Raw genomic sequence first — 21,290 nt, 5'->3', positions numbered from 1 at the left:
CTGTGCGGCCTGGCCGTCTGTGCCGCCGTCGGACGTCGCTGTCGTCCGGGCGGCCCGGCTTTGCCCGACCTTTGCCGGTGGGCCATTGTTGCAGCCCGGCCGGGGCTCGCCGCGTCAGGTATCCACAACCCCGGTCATACGATCACAGTGGCGCGGAAGACGGTTCCCGCGCCGGAGACGGCCGCCTTCTCGCCCGCCGGGACGAAGACCGACTGGCCGGGGCCCAGCTCGTGCTCGCCCGCGCGGACCGAACCGGCCGTGCACAGCAGGATCTGTGGGGTGTCGAGGGTGAGGTCGTGGGCAGTGGCGCCCTCGGCGAACACGTAGCGGGACAGGCGGAACTCGTCGATCGGCGTCTCGTAGAGCTCCTCGCCGGACGCGGAGGCCTCGGGGCGCAGCACGCCCGGGTCGCTCGCCTCGAAGCGGACGACGCGCAGCAGTTCGGGGACGTCGACGTGCTTGGGGGTCAGGCCGCAGCGCAGGACGTTGTCGGAGTTGGCCATGATCTCGACGCCGAGGCCGTCGAGGTAGGCGTGCGGGATGCCGGCGCCGAGGAAGAGGGCCTCGCCGGGCTGGAGCCGGACGTGGTTGAGCAGCATCGCGGCGATGACGCCGGGGTCGCCCGGGTAGTGGCGGGCGATGTCGGCGTAGGGGGTGTAGGCGCCGCCGAGGCGGGTGCAGGCGGCACTGGCCTCGGCGACCGTGTGCGCCATCTCCTCCGGGGCGGCGCTGAGGATCGCGGTGAGGACCTCGCGCAGGGCCGCGTCCTCGGGGCGCGCGTGCAGCAGGTCGACGTACGGCTTGAGGGAGTCGACGCCGAGGCCGGCGAGCAGGTCGGCGGCCTGGACGGGGTCGCGGAAGCCGCACAGGCCGTCGAACTCGGTGAGCGCGCAGATCAGTTCGGGCTTGTGGTTGGCGTCCTTGTAGTTGCGGTGCGGGGCGTCGGCCGGGATGCCGCGGCGCTCCTCATCCGCGTAGCCCTCCTTCGCCTGGGCCAGGTCGGGGTGCACCTGGAGGGAGAGGGGCGCGCCGGCGGCGAGGATCTTGAGCAGGAAGGGCAGGCGCGGGCCGAACTTGGCCACGGCCGCCTCGCCCAGCTCGGCCTCCGGGTTCGCGTCGATGACCTCGACGAGGTTCCCGCGCGCGGTGCGCGAGGGGGCGCCGGGGTGGGCGCCCATCCACATCTCCGCCTGTGGTTCACCGGTCGGCTCGACGCCGATCAGGTGCGGGATGGCGGTGGGGGAACCCCAGGCGTAGGGGCGGATGGTGTTGTCGAGGCGGTCCATGTGTCCGTGTCTTCTCTGTCTGTCGTTCGTACGCGGCTCGGTCCGTACGCCGCTCGGTCGGCGTCGGCCGGTCGGCATCGGCCGGTGTCGCTCGGCCGGCGTCGGCCGGTGAGGGCGTGGGCGCGGCGGGGCCGGCCCGGAGCCCACATCAGGCCCCGGAAGCGAGCGCCAGGTAAACGGCGGCGAAATCCGTGACGGCGATCAGGTCCGCGAGGGTCTCCAGTTCGCCGCCCTCCTCCGGTTCGAGTTCGCTGATCGGGGTGTCGTGGCTGAGGGCCAGGTCGCGGGCGGCGGGCGCGGCGGTGAGGCCGCTGAGCGGGCGGTCGCGGAGCAGCACCACGCGCGCGTGCATCGCGGGCGCCTCCTCCACCCGGTCGCGGAAGAAGTCGTCGGGGTCGGCGCTGGCGGCCAGCGGGCCGGCCAGCAGGGCGCTGTGCGCGGCGAGCGCCTCGGGGAGTTCGGCCACGAGCGCGGGGCGGCCGGCGAGTTCGGCGAGGGCGGCGGCGAAGCGGTGCCCGGCGGGACCCGCCGAGGTGCCTTCCGTCCACACCACCGGGAGCGCGTCGGCGAGTTCGGCGGCGAGGGTCTTCGCCGGGTTGCTGTACGTCGCGATGGCGGGGCCGCAGCGCTCGGCGACGTGGTCCAGCCGGTCCGCGACCTTCTCCAGCTCCTCGGGCGGGGCGCTGAGCAGGCCGATGCGGTCCAGGAGGGCCAGCAGCGGGGTGAGCAGCGCCCAGAAGACGGGGGAGGACGCGGCGAGCGGTTCGTCCTGGTCGTACGGCGCTGTCGCCATCGGTACGAACAGGCCGTGCGCGCCGGCGACGGACTCGGCGAGCGGCGTGCCGGCCGGGGCCACGGCGACGACCGAGCAGCCGCGGCGGTAGGCCTGGTCGGTGAGGAGGGCGAGGCTGGGTTCGGTGCCGTCCGGGGTGGCGATCAGAAGCAGGTCGACGGAGCCGGCCCAACCCGGGAGCTCCCAGCGCAGCGCGCCGGCGGCCGGGGCGACGCCGGTCGGGGCCAGCCGGACCACGGGGCTGCCGACGCCGGCCAGCGCGCCGATGAGGTCGGCGGTGTGGGTGGCGGCGGTGCCGGGGCCGGCGATCAGTACGGCGCGAGGGCGGCCGTCGGGCTTGAGGTCGCCGATCCCGGCCTCGGCGGCGTGCCGGGCGGCGGTGCGGACGCGGGCGCCGGCCTCGGCGGCACCGCGCAGCAGGCCCCGGCGGTCGGCCTCGGCGAGGCCCTCCGGGGTGTCGAGCAGCGATTCGTCCAGCATGGGCGGCAGCCTCCGATCGCCGGGGTCCTGTGCGGAGCCCTCCAGGGGGTGGCGCCGGTACGCGGTGCGGCGGGCGCCTGGGCTACGAGGTGAAGCGCCTCGTCACTCGGGGCGGCGGGCCTCGTCCACGAGAAGGACCGGGATGCCGTCGCGGACGGGGTAGGCGAGGCCGCAGTCCTGGCTCGTGCAGACCAGCTCGGTGTCCTGCTCCTCCAGGGGGGCGTGGCACGCGGGGCAGGCGAGGATCTCCAGGAGGCCGGCTTCGAGCGGCATGGGATGTCCCTTCGGGGCGAGGATTCTTTGGCCGCTGGTCAGCGTACCGCTGCCGGGCGGGTTGGGCCGGGGCACAGGGGCGGGACGGGGACGGATACCGGGGCCGCGGATACGGTCGGGGACGGCGGCGGCCGGGAAGCCGTCGCGTCGCCCCGGCCCGGCCGCCCGACCGGTCTGTCCCTGTCGCCCCGGTCGCCCGGCGGGCCCGGACCCCCAGTCCTCAGCCCTCAGGCCTCACGCCTCAGGCCTCAGGCCTCAGGCCCGGATGATCGCCAGGGCCTCGTCCCTGATCTTCGTCATCGTCGCCTCGTCCTTCGCCTCCGCGTTCAGGCGGAGGAGGGGCTCCGTGTTGGAGGGGCGGACGTTGAACCACCAGTCGGCCGCAGCGACCGTGAGGCCGTCGAGGTCGTCCAGGGTGACGTCGGCGCGGTCCCCGTACGCGGCGCGGATGGCGGCGAGGCGGCCGGCCTGGTCGGCGACGGTGGAGTTGATCTCGCCGGAGCCGACGTAGCGGTCGTACTGGGCGACGAGGGAGGAGAGGGGGCCGTCCTGGCCGCCGAGGGCCGCGAGGACGTGCAGGGCGGCCAGCATGCCCGTGTCGGCGTTCCAGAAGTCCTTGAAGTAGTAGTGGGCGGAGTGCTCGCCGCCGAAGATCGCGCCGGACTCCGCCATCTCCGCCTTGATGAAGGAGTGGCCGACGCGGGTGCGCACCGGGGTGCCGCCGTTCTCCCGCACGACCTCCGGGACCGTGCGGGAGGTGATCAGGTTGTGGATGATCGTGCCCGTGCCGCCGTTGCGGGCCAGCTCGCGGGCGGCGACCAGGGCGGTGATCGCGGACGGGGAGACCGGGTCGCCGTGCTGGTCCACGACGAAGCAGCGGTCGGCGTCGCCGTCGAAGGCGATACCGAGGTCGGCGCCCTCCTCGGGAACCCGCTTCTGCAGGTCCACGAGGTTGGCCGGGTCGAGCGGGTTGGCCTCGTGGTTCGGGAAGGTGCCGTCCAGTTCGAAGTACATCGGGACGAGGGTCAGGGGCAGGCCCTCGAAGACGGAGGGGACCGTGTGGCCGCCCATGCCGTTGCCCGCGTCGACCACGACCTTCAGGGGGCGGATGGAGGTCAGGTCGACCAGCGAGCGCAGGTACGCCGCGTAGTCGTCCAACGTCTCGCGCCCGGACAGGGTTCCCGGCTCGGCCACCGGCTCCGGGGCGCCCGACTCCAGCCAGCCCTCGACCAGTTCGCGGATCTGCGCGAGGCCGGTGTCCTGGCCGACCGGGGCGGCGCCCGCGCGGCACAGCTTGATGCCGTTGTACTGGGCCGGGTTGTGGGAGGCCGTGAACATGGCACCGGGCAGGTTCAGCGCGCCCGAGGCGTAGTACAGCTGGTCCGTGGAGCACAGGCCGATCTCGGTGACGTCCACGCCGCGGTCCGCCGCGCCCTGCGCGAAGGCGCGGGACAGGCTCGGGGAGGAGGGGCGCATGTCGTGGCCGACGACGATCGCCGTGGCGCCCGTCACCTGCGCGAAGGCGGCGCCGAAGAGCCGGGCGAGCGATTCGTCCCACTGGTCCGGGACCACTCCCCGCACGTCGTACGCCTTCACGATCTGCGACAGATCAGCAGCCACGGCCAACCCTCCTGAAAGTTCTATGGGTGAGCACAAACTACCCGTCGGGGGTAAGGGGGAGGTGTGCGGACACCATGTGGAGGCTGAGCCTCCGGGGTGGCGGAGGCTGCTCAGTTGTCCGGGGAGCGCAGGACCCGGAGGTGACCGCGCCGGGCGACCTCCATGGGGTCGGCCGTGCGGGCTCCGCCGCCGCCCGCCTCGGCCGCGCGCTGCTGGGGGCGGGCCGCCTCGCGCACGGCGTTGGCCAGCGCTTCGAGGTCGTCGCCGCTGGGACGCGCGGGGGCCGAGCCGTCCAGGAGGCGTACGACCTCCCAGCCGCGCGGGGCGGTGAGGCGCTCGGAGTGCTCGGCGCACAGGTCGTAGCAGTGGGGTTCGGCGTAGGTGGCGAGCGGGCCGAGGACCGCGGTGGAGTCGGCGTAGACGTACGTCAGCGTCGCCACGGCGGGTCGGCCGCAGGCGGTGCGCGAACAGCGACGTACAGGGCTCACGACGTTGGACGGTACCGCACTCTTGAGCGGGCCGCGACGACTCTCCACCAGGTCACTCCACCGTGTCGGGCTGTGAAACGCCCCACACACCCTTTCGTGGAGACCCCGTTGACCTGCGTGGACGAGTCCCCGGCGCGTCGCGGGCGGTATTCGATCCGGTCATGAGTCGGCACAAACACCGTCAATTGCCTTGAGTTCGGCGGTCTTGGAGGGTTACGGAAACGGGCCAGACGTTGGCCTGAATGGTCATCCTGTGACATCAGGTGGGCCACGGCCGCGGGACGCGGGGCCGGCCGGTCGTCTCGGGGAGGTCGAGGTCGTCGTGTGGAGCAGGGCGGGGGACGCGGGCGGGGACTACGCTTCACCGGTGATGGACAACCGTGTACCGCCCCGTGCCAGCGGCCCCGGGCCCCGTCGCCGTGATCGTCACGGGCGGGGCATGCGGGGACCGATCGCACCGCCGCAGGTGCCGCTCTCGGCCAGCCGTGCCGAGGTGTTCGCGGATCTGGTGCGGGACTCCGTGGAACGGCTCGAACGGCGGTGGCCGCAGCTCGCCGACATCGACTTTCTCGTGCTGGAGGTGCCCCGGCTGGACGCGCGGGGCGATCAGGTGTGGAGCGACGAGGCCGTGCCGCTCGGCGGGGTCGTGCCCGCGCAAGACGGGCGGCAGGCGCGGGTCGTCGTGTACCGGCGGCCGGTGGAGATCCGGACCAAGGGACGCGACGAGCGGGCCGCGCTGGTGCACGAGGTGGTCGTGGAGCAGGTGGCCGAGCTGCTGGGGCTGACTCCGGAGACCGTGGATCCCCGGTACGGGGAGGACTAGGGGACGGCGAGGACCAGGGGCCGGGGGCGGGTGCCCCCGGTGCTTCTACTTCTGCAGCACCCCCAGGTCCTGTGTCGTCTGCGGTACGGCCACCATTGCGCGGTCGTTCGGGAGGGTCTGGATGGTGAAGCCCGGGACTCCGCCCTCGGTGGCGGTGAGGGTGCGGGCGGCGTAGACCGGGCCGCCCGAGGTCGTTTCGACGGTGAGGGCGTAGGTGCCCTGGAGGCCCGAGGGGACCGGGGCCGCGACGTTCTGGGTCGTGCCGGACTTGATCGTGAAGGTCTTCGACGTCGCCGTGCCGCCGTCGCTGCCCGCCGAGGCGGTGACCTTGACCGTGGCCGTGGCGGTCGGCGCGCTCAGGGACAGGGTCGAGCCCTTGACGCCGTTGTCGGCGACGGTCGCGCGGGCGGCGACCGGGGCCGTGGCCGGGATGAAGGCCGTCTCCTGCTTGTCGCCCTTGCCGCGCACGACCTGGAGCGCCGCCACGATCGGGACCGACTGGTCCGTCGGGGTCAGGACCAGGGAGCCCGCCTCGCCGCGGGTGACGGGGCCGAGGTCGGCGGCGGTTGTCATGCCGGACTTCACGTGCACGGTCTCGTTGCCGGCCGGGGTGATCAGACCGCTGGACGTGGCCAGGCGGACCTTGAGGTCGGCGTCGTTGCCGCCGGGGGCGAAGGTGATCAGCCGGACGTCGGTGGCGTCCGCGGGGATGCCGGGCAGCACCAGGTCGGGCGCCGGGTCGGCGGCCGCGGCCAGCCAGTCGCCGCCCGCCTTGGCGTCCAGGGCCTGTACGGCCGCGCCGACCCGGCCGCTGCGCACGCTGACGTGCACGGTCAGGTCGGACTGCTGCTCGTCGGTGAGCGTGGAGAGCAGGATCGGCTTGCTCGCGTGCGGCGGGACGGTGAGGTTCTCGCCGAGCGGGGACTTGACCGCGCCGTTCTTGTCGTACAGCTCGATGTCGACGACGGCGGCGGAGTCGTCGGGGTTGGTCAGGTGCACGTAGTCGGTCCGGCTCGCGGCCGTGCTCGCGCCCGGGAACCAGAACTCGGTGTCAGCGGGCGTGCAGTTGACGCCCTGGAGGCCGCGGCCTGTGCCGGCGGCGACCTCGGTGGTCTCCTGCACGGTCCAGCCGGGCGCGAACCTGCCGTCGGCGGTGCCGATGAGCGCGGGCGCGTCGGCGCCCGAGGTGTCGCCGGTGGCCGGGGTGCCGGGGGCCTTGGGGGTGAGCACCGGCTTGCCCGGCGTCGCGCTCCCGCTCTTGGAGCCCTTGGAGTCCTTCGAGCCCTTGCCGGCCTTCGAGCCCTGCGACCCCTTGGAGCCCTGGCCCGGCTGGGAGCCGCCCGACGCGGAGTCGCCCGTGCCGTCCGCCGACTGCTCGTCGGCCGCCTGGAGTTGGGCCTTGCCGCTGCTCGCGGTGGACTGGGTGACGGGCGTGAACGAGGTGTACGACGTGTCGGCGATGTCCGAGATGCTCGGTGCCGGGCACAGCAGGCTCGTGCGCTCCACCGGGAGGCTGGCCGCCGCCTTCGGCGCGGTGGCGCCGGACGCGGACGGGCCGTCGAGGGCGGCGAACGCGGTGACGGCGGCCAGCGCGGTGGTGCCGGCGATCAGGGACAGGGTCGTGCGGTTCACTGCTGGCTCCCGTCGGGGCGCTCGCTGCCGGTGCCGTGAGGGTGCTGGGCCGGGTCGTAGCCCTGCTGGGCGGGGTCGTACGCCGGGTCGTAGGCCTGTTGGTAGGCCCCCGGGTCGTACGGCATCTGGTCGGCCGTGGCGCCGTAGGCGTACGGATCGTACTGGCCGTTCTGGTACGGGTCGTGGGCGTAGCCCTGCTGGTCGTAGCCGGTCGTCTGGTACGGGTCCGCGGGCTGGTACTGGTCCGTCGCGTAGCCGCCGTAGCCGGCGTTCGCGTAGGAGGACTGGTCCCACTCGCCGTAGGGCTGCTGCTCGGGTACGGCGGCGGGGGCCGGGGGAGCGTCCGGCATCGCGGGCGCGGCGGCCTGCTCCTCCGCCGGCTCACCGGCCTGTTCGGCGGCCTGCTCGGCTGTCTGCACGGCGGCCTGTTCCTCGGCCTGGGCGCGCAGGCGGCGGGCGCGGCGGCCCTCGCCGGCCGGGACCTGGGCCGGCACGGGCTCCGCCTCGGGCAGGTCGTCGTCGACGTCACGGCGGCGGCCGGGCAGGGCGAGGACGACCAGGACGACGGCGAGCGCGCCCTGGGCCCACAGCCAGGCGGTGTGGGTGATCGGGTCGTCGTAGACGACATCCAGCCTGCCGCCGTTCGCGGGCAGTTGGAAGCCCTGGGCCCAGCCGTCGACGGTGGTGCGGGTGAGCGGCTTGCCGTCCAGGGTGGCCGTCCAGCCGGCCGAGGCCGTGTCGGCGAGGCGCAGGACGCGGCCGTCCGCGCCGGACGGGACGGTCGTGTGGATCTCCACCGGTCCGGCGCTGACCGGCTGGGCGGTGCCCGTGCCGCCGGCGGGGACGACGGCGGCGCGGGAGACCTCCTGGTCGACGCGCCACAGGGCGCTGCCGCTCTGCTGGCTGAGCCGGGACAGGCCGGGCGTGGCGTCGAGGACGCGGGTGAAGTCGCGGGGCGCGCCCTTGTGGACGAGGACGTAGCGCACGGCGAAGCCGCCGAGTTCGCCGGCCTGGTCGGCGCCGGATCCGGCGACGAGGTTGGCGACGATCTTGTCCAGTCGGCTGTTCGTGCCGTCGGCGGCGCTGAGTTCGGCGTCGCCCATGCGGGCGCCGGAGCCGCGGACCAGGGTGTAGCGCACGCGCGCGGTGGAGTCGCTGTCGAGGACCAGGGTGCGGGCCTGGTCGCCGGTGGTGGCGTCCTCGGCGACGAACGCGGGCACCTGGGTGGGGTCCTGGCGCCTCAGAGGGCCGTCGGCTCCGCCGATCATCCAGCCGGCGGCGACGAGCAGCGGGCCCACCGCGGAGGCGAGGGCGATCAGGGCGGCGACCGGCTGGCGCCAGCCGAAGCTCTGCTCGGCCACGCGTGCGCGTGCGCCGTCGGCGCCGAGGGTGGCGGCGGCCAGCAGGGCGATGCCGTAGACGAGGGTGGCCGGTCCGGCCCAGGCGGACTTGTTGGACAGGACGGCGAAGACGAGGGCGACCAGGGCGACGGCCCAGGCCGTGCGGATGCCCAGCTGTCGCTCGGAGCGCAGGAGGGCGGCGAGCGCGGCGAGGACGATGCCGATGAGCATCAGTCCGTGCACGGTGCCCGCGCCGCCGGGACTGGCGCCGAGCAGGTCGAGCGCGGAGGCGCTCGACGCGCCGTAGTCCAGGCCGGCTTCCTTGAAGAAGCCGGTCGGCAGCAGGGTCAGCGACCAGGGGGCGAGGACCAGCAGCGGGGTGCCGAGCTGGGCGAGGAAGCGCAGGCCGTGGGCGACGGGATCGGTGCGGCGCAGGGCCAGCACGCCGAGGCCGAGGAGCAGCGCGATGGGCCACACGATCGGCGTGAAGGCGGTGGTGATGGTCAGCAGCAGCGCGTACGCCCAGGTGGCACGCCAACTGCCACGCGCGCCGGAGCGGTTCGCGAGGCCGCTCGCGGCGATGCCCGCGCGCGCGATGAGCGGCAGCAGCACGGCGAGGACGGTGGTGCCGATGCGGCCCCCGGCCAGGGCGCCGGTGGTGGCGGGCAGGAAGGCGTAGACGATGGCGGCCCACGCGCGCAGCAGCCGGGAGGTGACGAGCGGCCGGGAGGCGAAGTAGGCGGTGAAGCCGGCGAGCGGCACCGCGGCGATCAGCAGGACGGTGACCGCGAGTCCGGTGGAGCCGAACAGGAGCGTGCCGAGGGCCGCGAGAATCCCGAGGTAGGGCGGTGCGGACGGGGAGCCGCCCGCGCCCACCGGGTGCCAGGAGTCGGCGAAGCGGGACCACAGCTCGCCGGGGCCGGCCGGGGCGGGCAGCAGGGCGCCGCCCGCGAGTGCACCGCTGCCGAGCAGGGCGCGGCAGGCGGCGAGGGAGATCAGCAGCAGGGTCAGGAAGAGCACCGGGCCGGGGTTGCGGGCGATGCGCTTGAGCCGGGCGAACTGCTCGATCTCCAGGAATTCGGCGTCGTCGCCGCCGGGGCCGGACTCCATGGCGCCGCCGTGCCGGCCCGCCGAGGAGGTCTCGCTGTCCCGGCCGCTGGAGAAGTTGCCCGCGACCTGCTCGACGGTGGCGCGGATGGTGGCGCCGGGTGGTGGGAGGAGCTGGCGCAGTTCGCTCTTGTCGAGCCGCGAGGAGCCGCGGCGGCGGCGGGCGGCGATGATCCGCTCGGGGCGCAGCAACACGCTGAGCAGGCCGCGGATCTCGTCGACGGCCTGGCCCGGGACCTTGCCGACGAGGTAGGCGACGGTGCGCAGGGCGGTGCCGAGGACGAGCCGGAGCAGGACCCAGGGCAGCGCTGCCGTGCGGGTGTTGGCGAGCAGGGTGTAGACGGCGCCGGCCTTGTCGACCTTGTGCGGGGAGGCGCTGGTGCGGCCGGCGCAGTCGACGGTGCGGCGCTCGCGGGCGGCGGCCTCGGCGTGCCGGACGACCGCGTCGGGGGCGACGAGAACGCGGTGGCCGGCGCTGTGGGCGCGCCAGCACAGGTCGACGTCGTCGCGCATGAGGGGCAGGCGGCGGTCGAAGCCGCCGAGCTGTTCGAAGACGTCGCGGCGGACGAGCATGCCGGCGGTGGACACGGACAGCACGGTGCGGACGTGGTCGTGCTGGCCCTGGTCCTGTTCGCGGCGGTCCAGGCCGGTCCAGCGGCGGCCGGAGTTGGCGATGGAGACGCCGACCTCCAGCAGTTGCCGGCGGTCGTACCAGCCGTGCAGCTTGGGGCCGACGATGCCCACGTCGGTGCGGCCCAGCTCCTGTTCGTTCTCCACGACGCGCAGCAGCTCGGCGAGGGCGTCGGGTTCCGGGGCGCAGTCGTCGTGCAGCAGCCAGAGCCACTGGACGGGCTCGCCGTACGGGAGTTCGGGCAGGTCGTAGGCGTCGTCGCGCCATGAGCGGGTGACCGGGTCCCAGCCGCTGGGGCGTTTGAGATACGGCAGCTCTTCCGGGGTGAGGACCGGGGCGGTGCGGCTTGCCTCCTCCACGGCCTGGCCGAAGCCGGTGCGGCGCGCCAGGTGCAGGACGCCGGCGTCGCCGAGGGCTTCGGTGAGCAGCCGGGCGGAGTCGTCCGCGCTGCCGGTGTCGGCCGCGACCGCGTGCTGGACGGGGCGCTCCTGGCCGAGCAGGCCGGCGAGGGCGTCGGGCAGCCAGCGGGCACCGTCGTGGGCGACGAGGACGGCGGTGACCACGTGGCGCGGAAACTCGGGCGGGCGGGACGGGTCGAACGCGGCCGGGCGGGACGGGTCGAACGCGCCCGGGCGGGACGGGTCGAACCCCGACGTGGCGGCGGGGTTTTGGGCTGCCGTATGGCTGTGCACGGACATCGAGGTACGGGCCCCGGTTCGATGGACTGCGGTGGACGCCTGTGCCTCCTCGTGCGTCGAGGGGACAGCGGGGCGTCTCGGACGAGCGACCACACTATCGGCTGACCACGACGACGGCCCGCCGCCTGTGGATAACCCACATGCGACGGGCCGTTCGTGACGTTCTGGTGTGGATGTGCGGTCAGACGGCGGCCTTCTTCAGGCGGCGGCGCTCCCGCTCGGACAGGCCGCCCCAGATACCGAAGCGCTCGTCGTTGGCGAGGGCGTACTCAAGGCATTCGGAGCGGACCTCGCACGCGAGGCAGACCTTCTTCGCCTCTCTGGTGGAGCCGCCCTTCTCGGGGAAGAAGGACTCGGGGTCGGTCTGGGCGCACAGCGCGCGCTCCTGCCAGCCGAGTTCCTCGTCCGCGTCGTCGACCAGCAGTTGCTGCACCAGCTCGGTCATGTGCGCCCCTCGTCTGTCTTTCGCGTCCCCGTGCGTCAGCCGTTACCGATTTCGGCTGAACGACACGAGTGAAATTACAAGTGTGCTGCTCCGGGCGAGTCAAGCCGAGATCTGCTATTGGGCCCGTTATTCACTCTGCGGAACCAAGGCCGTGCGGAAAGTGTTCAAATCGCCATAAACCTTGATGCACAGGCGAGGGCTCCGGAGGTGGTCGAACCTCGTACAGACCTCTGACAGATCTCTGTACGGAGAAAGACGGCTCCGCGTTCGATCGAGTTGCACGAGGTTTGAGTGCCCGGTTGTGGCGCATGTGTCCGGGTACTCGGCTGAGCAAACCTTTCACCTGACAGATGAACCGGATGAGGTGAAGCGTGTCCCACATGTCGGGCGTCGAGTTGACACCACAGGTGTGAACCGCTGTTCTAGAGGGCATGCTCGCGCACTCGGCACTCACCTCGACCCGCACCGCCGGGTCCCACGGTGCTGCCCGGGCGCGCTGTAGCTGTTGTTGCTGTTCCGGCTGTTGAGCCACACCCCGCTCCAGCTGTCGGCCGTGTCCCCCGCGACGCGGTTCCCGTTTCTCCGTTCCCTCTGACCTCCTTTCACCGAGGAACCAGCGCACCCATGAACAGCGACAACGACCTCCAGATCGCCGGCGACATCCTCGAAGTCCCGCACCTGCTCCAGCCACCGCGTGAGCACCCGGCCACCGTCGCCGAGTTCGCGGGCCTCGCTCGCGCAATCGCCGCGGACCGCTCCCAGTGGGCCCACCTCGTCCGCTACGACGCGACGACCCGCTGGTACCACCGGCTGCGCACCGGACCCGGTTACGAGGTGTGGCTGCTGAGCTGGGTGCCCGGACAGGGCAGCGGCCTGCACGACCACGGCCGCTCCTCCGGTGTCCTCACCGTCCTGGAGGGCGCCCTCACCGAGCGCACGGAGCGCGGCACGCGCGCGTTGGCGGCGGGCGCCCAGCGCGTGTTCGCGCCGGGGTACGTCCACGAGGTCGTCAACGACGCCCTGGAGCCCGCGGTCAGCCTGCACGTCTACCACCCGGGTCTGACCGAGATGCCCATGCACGCGTCCCCGCACTGCGAGGCTCGTCCGGTGACTGCCTGACGCGTTGTCGTACCCGCCTGCAAGACTTGGTGCCATGCGCATTGTGGTTCTGGCAGGCGGCATCGGCGGTGCCCGTTTCCTGCGCGGTCTGAAGCGGGCCGTGCCGGACGCGGAGATCACGGTGATCGGCAACACCGGCGACGACATCCATCTCTTCGGGCTGAAGGTCTGCCCGGACCTCGACACGGTGATGTACACGCTGGGCGGCGGTATCAACGAGGAGCAGGGCTGGGGGCGGACCGACGAGACCTTCCGGGTCAAGGAGGAACTGGCGGCCTACGGCGTGGGGCCCGAGTGGTTCGGCCTCGGCGACCGGGACTTCGCCACGCACATCGTGCGGACGCAGATGCTCGGCGCCGGCTATCCGCTCAGCGCGGTCACCGAGGCGCTGTGCGATCGCTGGCAGCCGGGCGTGAAGCTGATCCCGATGACCGACGACCGCGTGGAGACCCACGTGGCCGTCGAGGTCGACGGCGAGCGCAGGGCGGTCCACTTCCAGGAGTACTGGGTGCGGCTGCGCGCCGAGGTCCCGGCGGAGGCGATCGTGCCCGTCGGCGCCGAGCAGTCCAAGCCGGCGCCCGGCGTCCTGGAGGCCATCGCCGCGGCGGACGTCATCCTCTTCCCGCCGTCCAACCCGGTCGTGTCCGTCGGCACGATCCTGGCCGTGCCCGGCATCCGGGAGGGCATCGCGGAGGCGGGCGTGCCCGTGGTGGGCCTGTCCCCCATCGTCGGGGACGCGCCCGTGCGCGGGATGGCCGACAAGGTCCTCGCCGCGGTCGGCGTGGAGTCCACGGCCGCCGCGGTCGCCGAGCACTACGGCTCCGGGCTGCTGGACGGCTGGCTCGTCGACACCGTGGACGCGGCCGCCGTGGAGCGGGTCGAGGCGGACGGCATCCGCTGCCGGGCCGTGCCGCTGATGATGACCGACGTGGACGCGGCCGCGCAGATGGCGCGCGAGGCGCTGGCGCTGGCCGAGGAGGTGCGGGGAGCGTGAGCGAGGACCGCCCGCAGGGCGCGCAGTACACGGTCCGAGCCCTGTCCGGCATCCCCGAGGTGCAGCCGGGTGACGACCTCGCCAAGCTGATCGCCGCCGCCGAGCCGGGCCTGGCCGACGGGGACGTGCTGCTCGTCACCTCGAAGATCGTCTCCAAGGCCGAGGGCCGGATCACGGAGGCCGCCGACCGGGAGGCGGCGATCGACGCCGAGACGGTCCGGGTGGTGGCCCGCCGCGGCACGCTGCGCATCGTGGAGAACCGGCAGGGCCTGGTCATGGCCGCGGCCGGGGTCGACGCCTCCAACACCCCCGCGGGCACGGTGCTGTTGCTGCCCGAGGACCCGGACGCCTCCGCGCGCGCGATCCGCGACGGGCTGCGCGCCACGCTCGGCGTCGACGTGGGCGTGGTCGTCACCGACACCTTCGGGCGGCCCTGGCGCTCGGGGCTCACGGACGTGGCGATCGGCGCGGCCGGCGTGCGCGTGCTGGACGACCTGCGCGGCGGCACGGACGCGTACGGCAATCCGCTGAGCGCGACGGTCGTGGCCACGGCGGACGAACTGGCGGCGGCGGGAGACCTGGTCAAGGGCAAGGCGTCCGGGCGGCCGGTCGCCGTCGTCCGCGGTCTGCCCCACGTCGTCGGCGGGGAGCCGGAGGAGGGCGCGCGGGCGCTGGTGCGGACCGCGCGGGACGACATGTTCCGGCTCGGCACCTCCGAGGCGGTCCGCGAGGCGGTCACCCAGCGGCGCACGGTCCGGGCCTTCACGGACGAGCCCGTGGACCCCGGCGCGGTCCGGCGCGCGGTGGCCGCGGCGGTGACGGCACCGGCGCCGCACCACACGACGCCGTGGCGGTTCGTGCTGCTGGAGTCGCAGGAGTCACGGCTGCGGCTGCTGGACGCGATGCGGGAGGCCTGGATCGCCGACCTGCGCCGGGACGGCAAGAGCGAGGAGTCCATAGCGAGGCGGGTGCGCCGGGGCGATGTGCTGCGCCATGCGCCCTGTCTGGTCGTGCCGTGTCTCGTCATGGACGGCTCGCACCACTACGGGGACGCGCGGCGGGACGGCGCCGAGCGGGAGATGTTCGTCGTCGCGGCGGGCGCGGGCGTGCAGAACTTCCTGGTCGCGCTGGCCGGGGAACGGCTGGGCTCGGCGTGGGTGTCGTCCACGATGTTCTGCCGGGACGTGGTGCGCGAGGCGCTCGGCCTGCCGGCGGACTGGGATCCGATGGGTGCGGTGGCGGTCGGGCATCCGGCAGCGGAGCCGGTACCGCGGCCGGAGCGGGACGCGGGGGCGTTCATCGAGGTGCGGTGAGCCGGGAGGGGGCGGTGCGGGAAAGTCCCGTACGGCTCCTTCCCGCACCGCCTACTCTCGTAGCACGGCACCGGCTCTCCTAGGACCTCACTCGTGGCAGGACGTTTCCCCCAGCGGCCCACGCTCCCCCCTGGCCCGATCCCGCGGCAGGCGACGGCGGCGGCGCGGGTACGGCGGTGGACGCCGCAGGGGCCGCTGGATCTCGGGCTGGTGCTCGGACCGCTGCGGCGCGGGCCCGCCGATCCCACGTTCCGGGCCACGCCGGACGGATCCGTGTGGCGGGCCTGCCGTACGCCGGCCGGGCCGGGCACGCTGCGGGTGCGGGCGTACGCCGGTGAGGTGCTCGGCGAGGCGTGGGGGCCGGGGGCCGAGTGGCTGCTGGACGGGCTGCCCGAACTGCTGGGCGCGGCCGACGACCCGGAGGCGTTCGTGCCCCGGCACCGGGTGGTGGCGCTGGCGCGGCACCGGCGGCCGGGGCTGCGGCTGACGCGGACCGGGCTGGTGCTGGAGTCGTTGATCCCGTCGGTGCTGGAGCAGAAGGTCACGACCGACGAGGCGTACCGGGCCTGGCGGTTGCTGGTACGGAGGTTCGGGGAGCCGGCGCCGGGGCCCGCCGGGGTGTCCGAGCGGCCGATGCGGGTGATGCCGGCGGCGCGGACCTGGGCGCTGATCCCCTCCTGGGAATGGCACCGGGCGGGCGTCGACGACAAGCGGGCGTCGACGATCCTGCGGTCCGTACGGGTCGCCGCGCGGCTGGAGCAGGCGGTGGGGATGACGGCCGCCGAGGCGCGGACGCGGCTGGAGGTCGTGCCCGGAGTGGGGCCGTGGACGTCGGCGGAGGTCGTGCAGCGCAGTCACGGTGCGGCGGACGCGGTGACGGTCGGGGACCTGCATCTGCCGGGGATCGTGGGATGGGCGCTGGCCGGGGACCGTCATGCCGACGACGCTCGGATGCTGCGCCTGCTGGAGCCGTATGCCGGGCAGCGGCATCGGGCGGCCCGGCTGATCCTGCTGAGCGGGCAGGTGCCGGCCCGGCGGGCACCGAAGATGCCTCGGGTGGACATCGGGTTGCTGTGAGGCGTCCTGCGCCGGGGTCGGCCGAGGGGGCCCGGGAAGTGATCCCCGGGCCCCCTCGTCGCTTCTGACCCGAACTACCGGCGCACTACCGGCCCTTCACTACTGGTCGGAGGAGAACCGCACCGCGCCCGCCGGGATGCGGGCGTCGCACCACACCCGGACTCCCTCGCGCAATTCGTTGTCGGGGCCGACGATCGCGCCGTCGCCGACGACCGTGCCGGTGAGCACGGAGCGCTCGCCGACGCGGGCCTTCGTACCGATCAGGGAGTCGGTGATGACCGCACCCGGCTCGATGACGGCGCCGGGCAGGATCGTCGAGCCGAAGACACGGGCGCCCTCGGCCACGAACGCGCCCTCGCCCACCACCGTGCCGCCCGTCAGCTTGGCGTCCGGCGCCACCGTGGCCGTGGGCAGGACGAGGCGGTCGCCGCAGCGGCCCGGGACCGCCGGGGACGGCGCGCGGCCCAGGACCAGGTCCGCCGAGCCGCGGACGAAGGCCGCCGGGGTGCCGAGGTCCAGCCAGTAGGTGGAGTCGACCATGCCCTGGAGGTGGGCTCCGGCCGCGAGGAGGTCCGGGAACGTCTCGCGCTCCACCGAGACCGGGCGGCCCAGCGGGATCGAGTCGATGACCGAGCGGCGGAAGACGTACGCCCCCGCGTTGATCTGGTCGGTGACGATCTCCTCGGGCGTCTGCGGCTTCTCCAGGAAGGCCAGCACCCTGCCGGTCTCGTCGGTCGGGACCAGGCCGAAGGCGCGCGGGTCCGTCACCTTCGTCAGGTGCAGGGAGACGTCCGCGCCCGTCGAACGGTGCGTGTCGACCAGGGCCTCGATGTCCAGGCCCGTCAGGATGTCGCCGTTGAAGATCAGGACCGGTTCGTCGGGCCCGGAGTGCAGACGCGAGGCGACGTTGCGGATGGCGCCGCCGGTGCCGAGGGGCTCCTCCTCCGTCACGTACTCGATGCTCAGTCCGAGGGCGGAGCCGTCGCCGAAGTACGGCTCGAAGACCTCGGCCAGATAGCTGGTGGCGAGGACGATGTGGTCCACGCCGGCCGCCTTGGCCCGCGCCAACTGGTGCGTGAGGAACGGTACGCCGGCGGCCGGAACCATGGGCTTGGGCGTGTGGACCGTCAGTGGACGCAGCCGGGTGCCTTTGCCGCCGACCAGGAGGATCGCTTCTGTCACCTGTCGTCTCTGCTTTCTTCCTGCCGGGACCGGTCGAACTACTCGTTACTACTCGTTTCGGCTTCGGCCGGTCAGTGTATGCAGACCGTAGCGACGGCGCCCTTGACGACCGCGAGGTTTTCCACGAGATCGGTAATAGAACGGTGTGAGACCGGCGCGCCCCCGCCGACGGCGGTGAACGCGAGCCTCGTTCACCGCGCCCGCGACGGCCGCCCGTTCAGCGTCCCTGGTAGTCGGAGGCAGCGGAACGAGCCGTTCCGAGCCTGGCATAGAGCGCCGCACCGGGGCAGTCGGTGGCGAACCCGTCCCGATGGCCGGAGATCACGTTCAGCTGCACGTTCTTACCCTTCCGGTAGAGGTTGCCTCCACCCGACGTGAGATATGTCCTGCCTTGTGGATCGGCGCCGTTCAGCCCGAGCTTCCACGCGGTCAGCCGGGCGAGGGCCGTGACCACCGCGTCGGACGGCTCCGTTCCGGTGTATGTGCCGATCACGGCGATGCCCATGCTGTCGCTGTTGAACCCGAGGGTGTGCGCGCCGAGCACCGCCCTCGCCACGCCCCCGGCCCGGCCCTCGTAGACGGTTCCGCACTTGTCGACGAGGAAGTTGTAGCCGATGTCCCGCCAGCCCATGCTCTTGACGTGGTAGCGGTAGATACTGCGGATGACGGAGGGGGTCTGGGAGCAGTTGTACTGGTTGCCCGAGCCCGTGTGGTGCACGAAGGCCGCCTTGACCGTCCTCGTGTAGCCGAACCCGGGTTCGCGCAGTGACTCGTCCGCGCCCCAGCCCAGGCGGGTGACGATCCGCGGGCGCGCCCCGATGTACGACGCCGTCCGGGCCGGGCCCTTGAGGCGGGTGAGCTCCCGCTCGGTGGCCGCCTTGTCGAGCTCCGGGATCTCCAGGGCGCCGAAGCCCGCGACGTCGGTGTTGGCGGCGGAGGCCGCGCGCGCCGCCTCCGTGTCCGGAACGGTGTGGGGCGTGCCGGCCGGTGCGTCCGGCGGTGTTCCGTCGTCCCCCGGATCGACGAGTTCCAGCCGCAGCCCGGACGGCAACGGCTCCGAGGTCCGCGCTCCGGCCGCGCGGCGTCCGTCCCGCACCGGTACGGACGCCGCGCGGACCCGTACGTCCACCCCTTCCGAGGCCCCCACCCACAGCGGCGCGGTCGCCCCGCGCACCCGGCGCGAGGCCGCCTCCGCCGTGCCGGGGTCGGGGCCGTGTCCCCCGTTGTGCGTCTCGACGTCCCGCCAGTCGGACCAGGCCCCCGTGCCGGCCGCCCGCGTGCGCACCTGGACCTGGCCGCGCAGCTCGGCGCCGGGGTCGTCCCACACCACCCCGAGCAGCGAGAAGTGCTCGCCGCCCGCCCGGTACAGGCCCTGTTCCGGGGCGGCGCCGAGGACGCGCGCGCGGGAGAGGGGGGCGAGGGGCAGCGAGCGGGTGCTTCCCGGGTCGCCGGCCCCGGACACGGCGGACACGGCGGACACGGCGGTCACGGGCGCGGCGTTCGCGGCGTTCGCGGCGTTCGCGGCGTTCGCGGTGTTCACGGGCAGGGACAGGGTGGGGAGCGCGAGAGCGGTGGCAGCGCACGCGGTGGCGATCAAGGGCACACCGGAGGAAGAGGTGAGAAGTCCACGCATGGTTACGATCTTGAACATAGTCAGACAAATCTGTCCACAGGTGATCTGACGGACCGTCGGAAGAGTTCCGCCGAACCGGTGGCACGGGCACGCACGGCCGGTGACCGCCCGCGCGTACCCTTTCCCGGGTGAACGCCACCGATCGCACCCCTGCCGACCTGCTGGCTTCCGCGCTCGCCGCGGACCCCGGCCGCCCGCTGGTGACCTTCTACGACGACGCCACGGGCGAACGTGTCGAACTGTCCGTGGCCACGTTCGCCAATTGGGTGGCCAAGACCGCGAACCTCCTTCAGGGCGAACTCTCCGTCGAGCCCGGCGACCGGGTCGCCCTGCTGCTGCCCGCGCACTGGCAGACGGCGGTGTGGCTGCTGGCCTGTGCGTCGGTGGGCGCCCTCGCCGACGTGGGCGGGGAGCCGTCCGTGGCCGACATGGTGGTCAGCGGGCCGGACTCGCTGGACGCGGCGCGGGCCTGCCGGGGCGAGCGGGTCGCTCTCGCGCTGCGGCCGCTGGGCGGGCGCTTCCCGCAGCCGCCGGACGGGTTCCTCGACTACGCCGTGGAGGTGCCGGGGCAGGGCGACCGGTTCGTGCCGTTCGCCCCGGTGGACGCGGACGCACCGGCGCTGATCGTCGCCGGCGCGGAGTTCAGCGCGGCCGAGGTCGTGCAGAAGGCGCTCGCCGACGCGGCGGAGCTGGAGCTGACGGGGCCCGGTTCGCGACTGCTGTCGGGGCTGCCGTACGACACCTGGGAGGGGCTGAGCGCGGGGCTGTTCTCGCCGCTCGCCTCCGGTGGGTCCGTGGTGCTCTGCCGGCATCCGGACCGGCTGGGCGAGGAGGCGCTCGCCCAGCGGATCGAGAGCGAGCGGGTGACCGCGGTACGGCGGTAGGGGCCGTTCTCCCCCGCTCGGACTAGCTGAGGGCGCCGCCCGCCGCCATCCCGGCCATCGTCGAGAGAGCAGCACGTGACGCTCGTACGCCGATGAGGGGGTGCCCCGCCCGTGACCGACACCGCAGGCAGGGCCCTCGGTCCCGGGCTCGGGGCCTCGGCCGTCGAAGACAGGCCGGCGCGGCGGCGTCGGCGGCGGTGGGTGCGGCGGGGGGCGCTCGGGCTGGCCGCGTCCGTCGCGGCGGCCACCGGGGGCGGCTGGCTCCTCTACGCCACCCTCGACGCCAACATCACCGCGGACGACGCGGCCGCCCGGGAACTCGCCCGGTACGAGCGGGAGCGCCCCACCGCGCTGGTGAAGGGCGCGCAGAACATCCTGCTGATCGGCTCCGACACCCGGTCCGGGGACGGCAACGCCCGCTACGGGCGGGATCTGGGCAGCGAGCGGTCCGACACCACGATCCTGCTGCACCTCGCCGCGAACCGGCGCAGCGCCACCGCCGTGTCGCTGCCGCGAGACCTGATGGTGGACGTCCCCCGCTGTCTGCGGGCGGACGGCAGTCGCAGCGCGCCGGTGTTCACGATGTTCAACAGCGCCTACGCGGTGGGGGGTTCGGCCTGTTCGATCCGTACCGTCGAGAAGCTGACGGGTATCCGGATCGACCATCACGTGGTCGTGGACTTCAGCGGGTTCAAGGAGATGGTGGACGCCGTCGACGGGGTGCGGGTCTGCGTGAAGGAGCCCGTCCACGACAAGGCGGCCAGGCTGACGCTGCCCGCGGGGGAGGTCGTGCTGGACGGGGAGCAGGCGCTCGGGTTCGTGCGGGCCCGCGAGTCGCTGGGCGACGGCAGCGACACCGAGCGGATGGAACGGCAGCAGCAGTTCCTCGGCGCACTCGTCAACAAGATGCAGAGCAGCGACGTCCTGCTGAATCCGGCGAAGCTGTATCCGGTGCTGGACGCGGCGACCTCTTCTCTGACCGCCGATCCGGAACTGGCCAGTCTGCGCGGCTTGTACCAATTGGTGCGGGGGCTGCGCAACATTCCCATCAAACAGGTGCAGTTCCTGACGGTACCGAGGAAGTCGTACGTCCACGACGCCAACCGTGACCAACTCGTGGAGCCGGAGGCCGGGAAACTGTTCACGCGGCTGCGCGCCGATCAGCCCGTGGCGGTGGCCCGGGAAACGCCCGGGAAGACCGCGCGGCCCGGCGGGGACACGGGCGGCAAGGGGTCCCCCTCCCCCGCGCCGACCTTCCGCGGCAGTACGGCCGCCGAGCACGGCTGCGCGTGAGGCGCACACCGGCGCGCCCGAATTCCGTTCAGAATATGAGGGGGATTGCCCAGTTGTAGGGAGGGCGAATTTGTCACCGGCGTCGCTGGACGCTGAACTGGGCGGATAGTGTGAGCGATCCGGTGCACCCGGCGCGAGGCCAGTCCTGGAGTCGTGCACCGATTCACCGAGACCCGAGC

At 73.5% G+C, this 21,290-nt stretch carries 17 protein-coding genes; 7 read left to right on the top strand and 10 right to left on the bottom strand.

Features of this window, described 5'->3' with window-relative positions:
- Positions 1-134 precede the first annotated feature (134 nt).
- The 5 genes from manA to ACZ4MF_RS40710 all read right to left on the bottom strand — a co-directional run bounded on the left by manA (position 135) and on the right by ACZ4MF_RS40710 (position 4,988).
- The gene (gene manA, locus ACZ4MF_RS40730) at positions 135-1,286 is read right to left on the bottom strand and encodes a mannose-6-phosphate isomerase, class I (protein ID WP_467498303.1); all 1,152 of its coding nucleotides are present in this window, start codon (positions 1,284-1,286) and stop codon (positions 135-137) included.
- 148 nt (positions 1,287-1,434) lie between these two features.
- Positions 1,435-2,559: an SIS domain-containing protein gene (locus ACZ4MF_RS40725; protein WP_467498301.1), complete on the bottom strand. Its 1,125-nt coding sequence runs from the start codon at positions 2,557-2,559 to the stop codon at positions 1,435-1,437.
- Positions 2,560-2,661: 102 nt separating this feature from the next.
- Positions 2,662-2,832, bottom strand: a complete 171-nt coding sequence (locus ACZ4MF_RS40720) for a Trm112 family protein (RefSeq protein ID WP_376287156.1) — start codon at positions 2,830-2,832, stop codon at positions 2,662-2,664.
- A 255-nt stretch (positions 2,833-3,087) separates the two neighbouring features.
- Positions 3,088-4,452 carry a phosphomannomutase/phosphoglucomutase gene (locus tag ACZ4MF_RS40715; protein WP_467498298.1) on the bottom strand — a complete coding sequence of 455 codons (1,365 nt, stop codon included), beginning with the start codon at positions 4,450-4,452 and terminating at the stop codon, positions 3,088-3,090.
- A 110-nt stretch (positions 4,453-4,562) separates the two neighbouring features.
- On the bottom strand, positions 4,563-4,988 hold the full coding sequence (locus ACZ4MF_RS40710; RefSeq protein ID WP_356035479.1) for a DUF3499 domain-containing protein: 426 nt from the start codon (positions 4,986-4,988) through the stop codon (positions 4,563-4,565).
- Between the two features lie 322 nt (positions 4,989-5,310).
- Here ACZ4MF_RS40710 and ACZ4MF_RS40705 point away from each other — a divergent pair, with 322 nt between their 5' ends.
- Entirely contained in the window at positions 5,311-5,763 is a 453-nt protein-coding gene (locus ACZ4MF_RS40705) for a metallopeptidase family protein (protein ID WP_467498321.1), read from the top strand.
- A gap of 45 nt (positions 5,764-5,808) precedes the next feature.
- Here ACZ4MF_RS40705 and ACZ4MF_RS40700 read toward each other — a convergent pair whose 3' ends face one another.
- The 3 genes from ACZ4MF_RS40700 to ACZ4MF_RS40690 all read right to left on the bottom strand — a co-directional run bounded on the left by ACZ4MF_RS40700 (position 5,809) and on the right by ACZ4MF_RS40690 (position 11,616).
- Positions 5,809-7,395 (bottom strand): DUF5719 family protein, encoded by a 1,587-nt coding sequence (locus tag ACZ4MF_RS40700; protein ID WP_467498297.1) that lies wholly within the window; start codon positions 7,393-7,395, stop codon positions 5,809-5,811.
- Entirely contained in the window at positions 7,392-11,171 is a 3,780-nt protein-coding gene (locus ACZ4MF_RS40695; protein ID WP_467498295.1) for a glycosyltransferase, read from the bottom strand. The genes ACZ4MF_RS40700 and ACZ4MF_RS40695 overlap by 4 nt, the downstream gene beginning before the upstream one ends.
- Positions 11,172-11,352: 181 nt before the next feature.
- On the bottom strand, positions 11,353-11,616 hold the full coding sequence (locus tag ACZ4MF_RS40690) for a WhiB family transcriptional regulator (RefSeq protein WP_003975777.1): 264 nt from the start codon (positions 11,614-11,616) through the stop codon (positions 11,353-11,355).
- Between the two features lie 624 nt (positions 11,617-12,240).
- On the opposite strand from ACZ4MF_RS40690, the gene ACZ4MF_RS40685 reads away from it, so the two are divergent.
- The 4 genes from ACZ4MF_RS40685 (at position 12,241) to ACZ4MF_RS40670 (ending at position 16,119) form a co-directional block, all read left to right on the top strand.
- Complete coding sequence (locus tag ACZ4MF_RS40685; RefSeq protein WP_467498293.1) at positions 12,241-12,735, top strand: cysteine dioxygenase; 495 nt, start codon at positions 12,241-12,243, stop codon at positions 12,733-12,735.
- Positions 12,736-12,769: 34 nt separating this feature from the next.
- A complete protein-coding gene (cofD, locus tag ACZ4MF_RS40680; RefSeq protein WP_467498291.1) occupies positions 12,770-13,729 on the top strand; it encodes a 2-phospho-L-lactate transferase in 960 nt (319 codons plus the stop codon).
- Positions 13,726-15,042 (top strand): coenzyme F420-0:L-glutamate ligase, encoded by a 1,317-nt coding sequence (locus tag ACZ4MF_RS40675; protein WP_467498290.1) that lies wholly within the window; start codon positions 13,726-13,728, stop codon positions 15,040-15,042. Before cofD ends, ACZ4MF_RS40675 begins: the two co-directional genes overlap by 4 nt.
- A 93-nt stretch (positions 15,043-15,135) precedes the next feature.
- Positions 15,136-16,119 (top strand): DNA-3-methyladenine glycosylase family protein, encoded by a 984-nt coding sequence (locus ACZ4MF_RS40670; RefSeq protein WP_467498288.1) that lies wholly within the window; start codon positions 15,136-15,138, stop codon positions 16,117-16,119.
- Positions 16,120-16,218: 99 nt separating this feature from the next.
- Here ACZ4MF_RS40670 and manB read toward each other — a convergent pair whose 3' ends face one another.
- Positions 16,219-17,301, bottom strand: coding sequence for a mannose-1-phosphate guanylyltransferase (gene manB / locus ACZ4MF_RS40665; RefSeq protein ID WP_467498287.1), 1,083 nt, complete (start codon positions 17,299-17,301; stop codon positions 16,219-16,221).
- A 217-nt stretch (positions 17,302-17,518) separates the two neighbouring features.
- A complete protein-coding gene (locus tag ACZ4MF_RS40660) occupies positions 17,519-18,934 on the bottom strand; it encodes a peptidoglycan recognition protein family protein (protein ID WP_467498285.1) in 1,416 nt (471 codons plus the stop codon).
- Between the two features lie 128 nt (positions 18,935-19,062).
- Here ACZ4MF_RS40660 and ACZ4MF_RS40655 point away from each other — a divergent pair, with 128 nt between their 5' ends.
- The gene (locus tag ACZ4MF_RS40655; protein ID WP_467498283.1) at positions 19,063-19,818 is read left to right on the top strand and encodes a TIGR03089 family protein; all 756 of its coding nucleotides are present in this window, start codon (positions 19,063-19,065) and stop codon (positions 19,816-19,818) included.
- Positions 19,819-19,929: 111 nt separating this feature from the next.
- Positions 19,930-21,111, top strand: a complete 1,182-nt coding sequence (locus tag ACZ4MF_RS40650) for an LCP family protein (RefSeq protein WP_467498281.1) — start codon at positions 19,930-19,932, stop codon at positions 21,109-21,111.
- Positions 21,112-21,290 lie beyond the last annotated feature (179 nt).

It is taken from the genome of Streptomyces sp. NPDC025793 (assembly GCF_055558375.1).
This window is presented reverse-complemented; position numbering and strand designations above follow the sequence as displayed.

Excerpts from the sequence above, each read along its gene's own strand:
- manA (WP_467498303.1), bottom strand. The coding sequence starts at position 1,286 with ATGGACCGCCTCGACAACACCATCCGCCCCTACGCCTGGGGTTCCCCC.
- ACZ4MF_RS40725 (WP_467498301.1), bottom strand. The coding sequence starts at position 2,559 with ATGCTGGACGAATCGCTGCTCGACACCCCGGAGGGCCTCGCCGAGGCC.
- ACZ4MF_RS40720 (WP_376287156.1), bottom strand. The coding sequence starts at position 2,832 with ATGCCGCTCGAAGCCGGCCTCCTGGAGATCCTCGCCTGCCCCGCGTGC.
- ACZ4MF_RS40705 (WP_467498321.1), top strand. The coding sequence starts at position 5,311 with ATGGACAACCGTGTACCGCCCCGTGCCAGCGGCCCCGGGCCCCGTCGC.
- ACZ4MF_RS40695 (WP_467498295.1), bottom strand. The coding sequence starts at position 11,171 with ATGTCCGTGCACAGCCATACGGCAGCCCAAAACCCCGCCGCCACGTCG.
- ACZ4MF_RS40690 (WP_003975777.1), bottom strand. The coding sequence starts at position 11,616 with ATGACCGAGCTGGTGCAGCAACTGCTGGTCGACGACGCGGACGAGGAA.
- ACZ4MF_RS40685 (WP_467498293.1), top strand. The coding sequence starts at position 12,241 with ATGAACAGCGACAACGACCTCCAGATCGCCGGCGACATCCTCGAAGTC.
- cofD (WP_467498291.1), top strand. The coding sequence starts at position 12,770 with ATGCGCATTGTGGTTCTGGCAGGCGGCATCGGCGGTGCCCGTTTCCTG.
- ACZ4MF_RS40660 (WP_467498285.1), bottom strand. The coding sequence starts at position 18,934 with ATGCGTGGACTTCTCACCTCTTCCTCCGGTGTGCCCTTGATCGCCACC.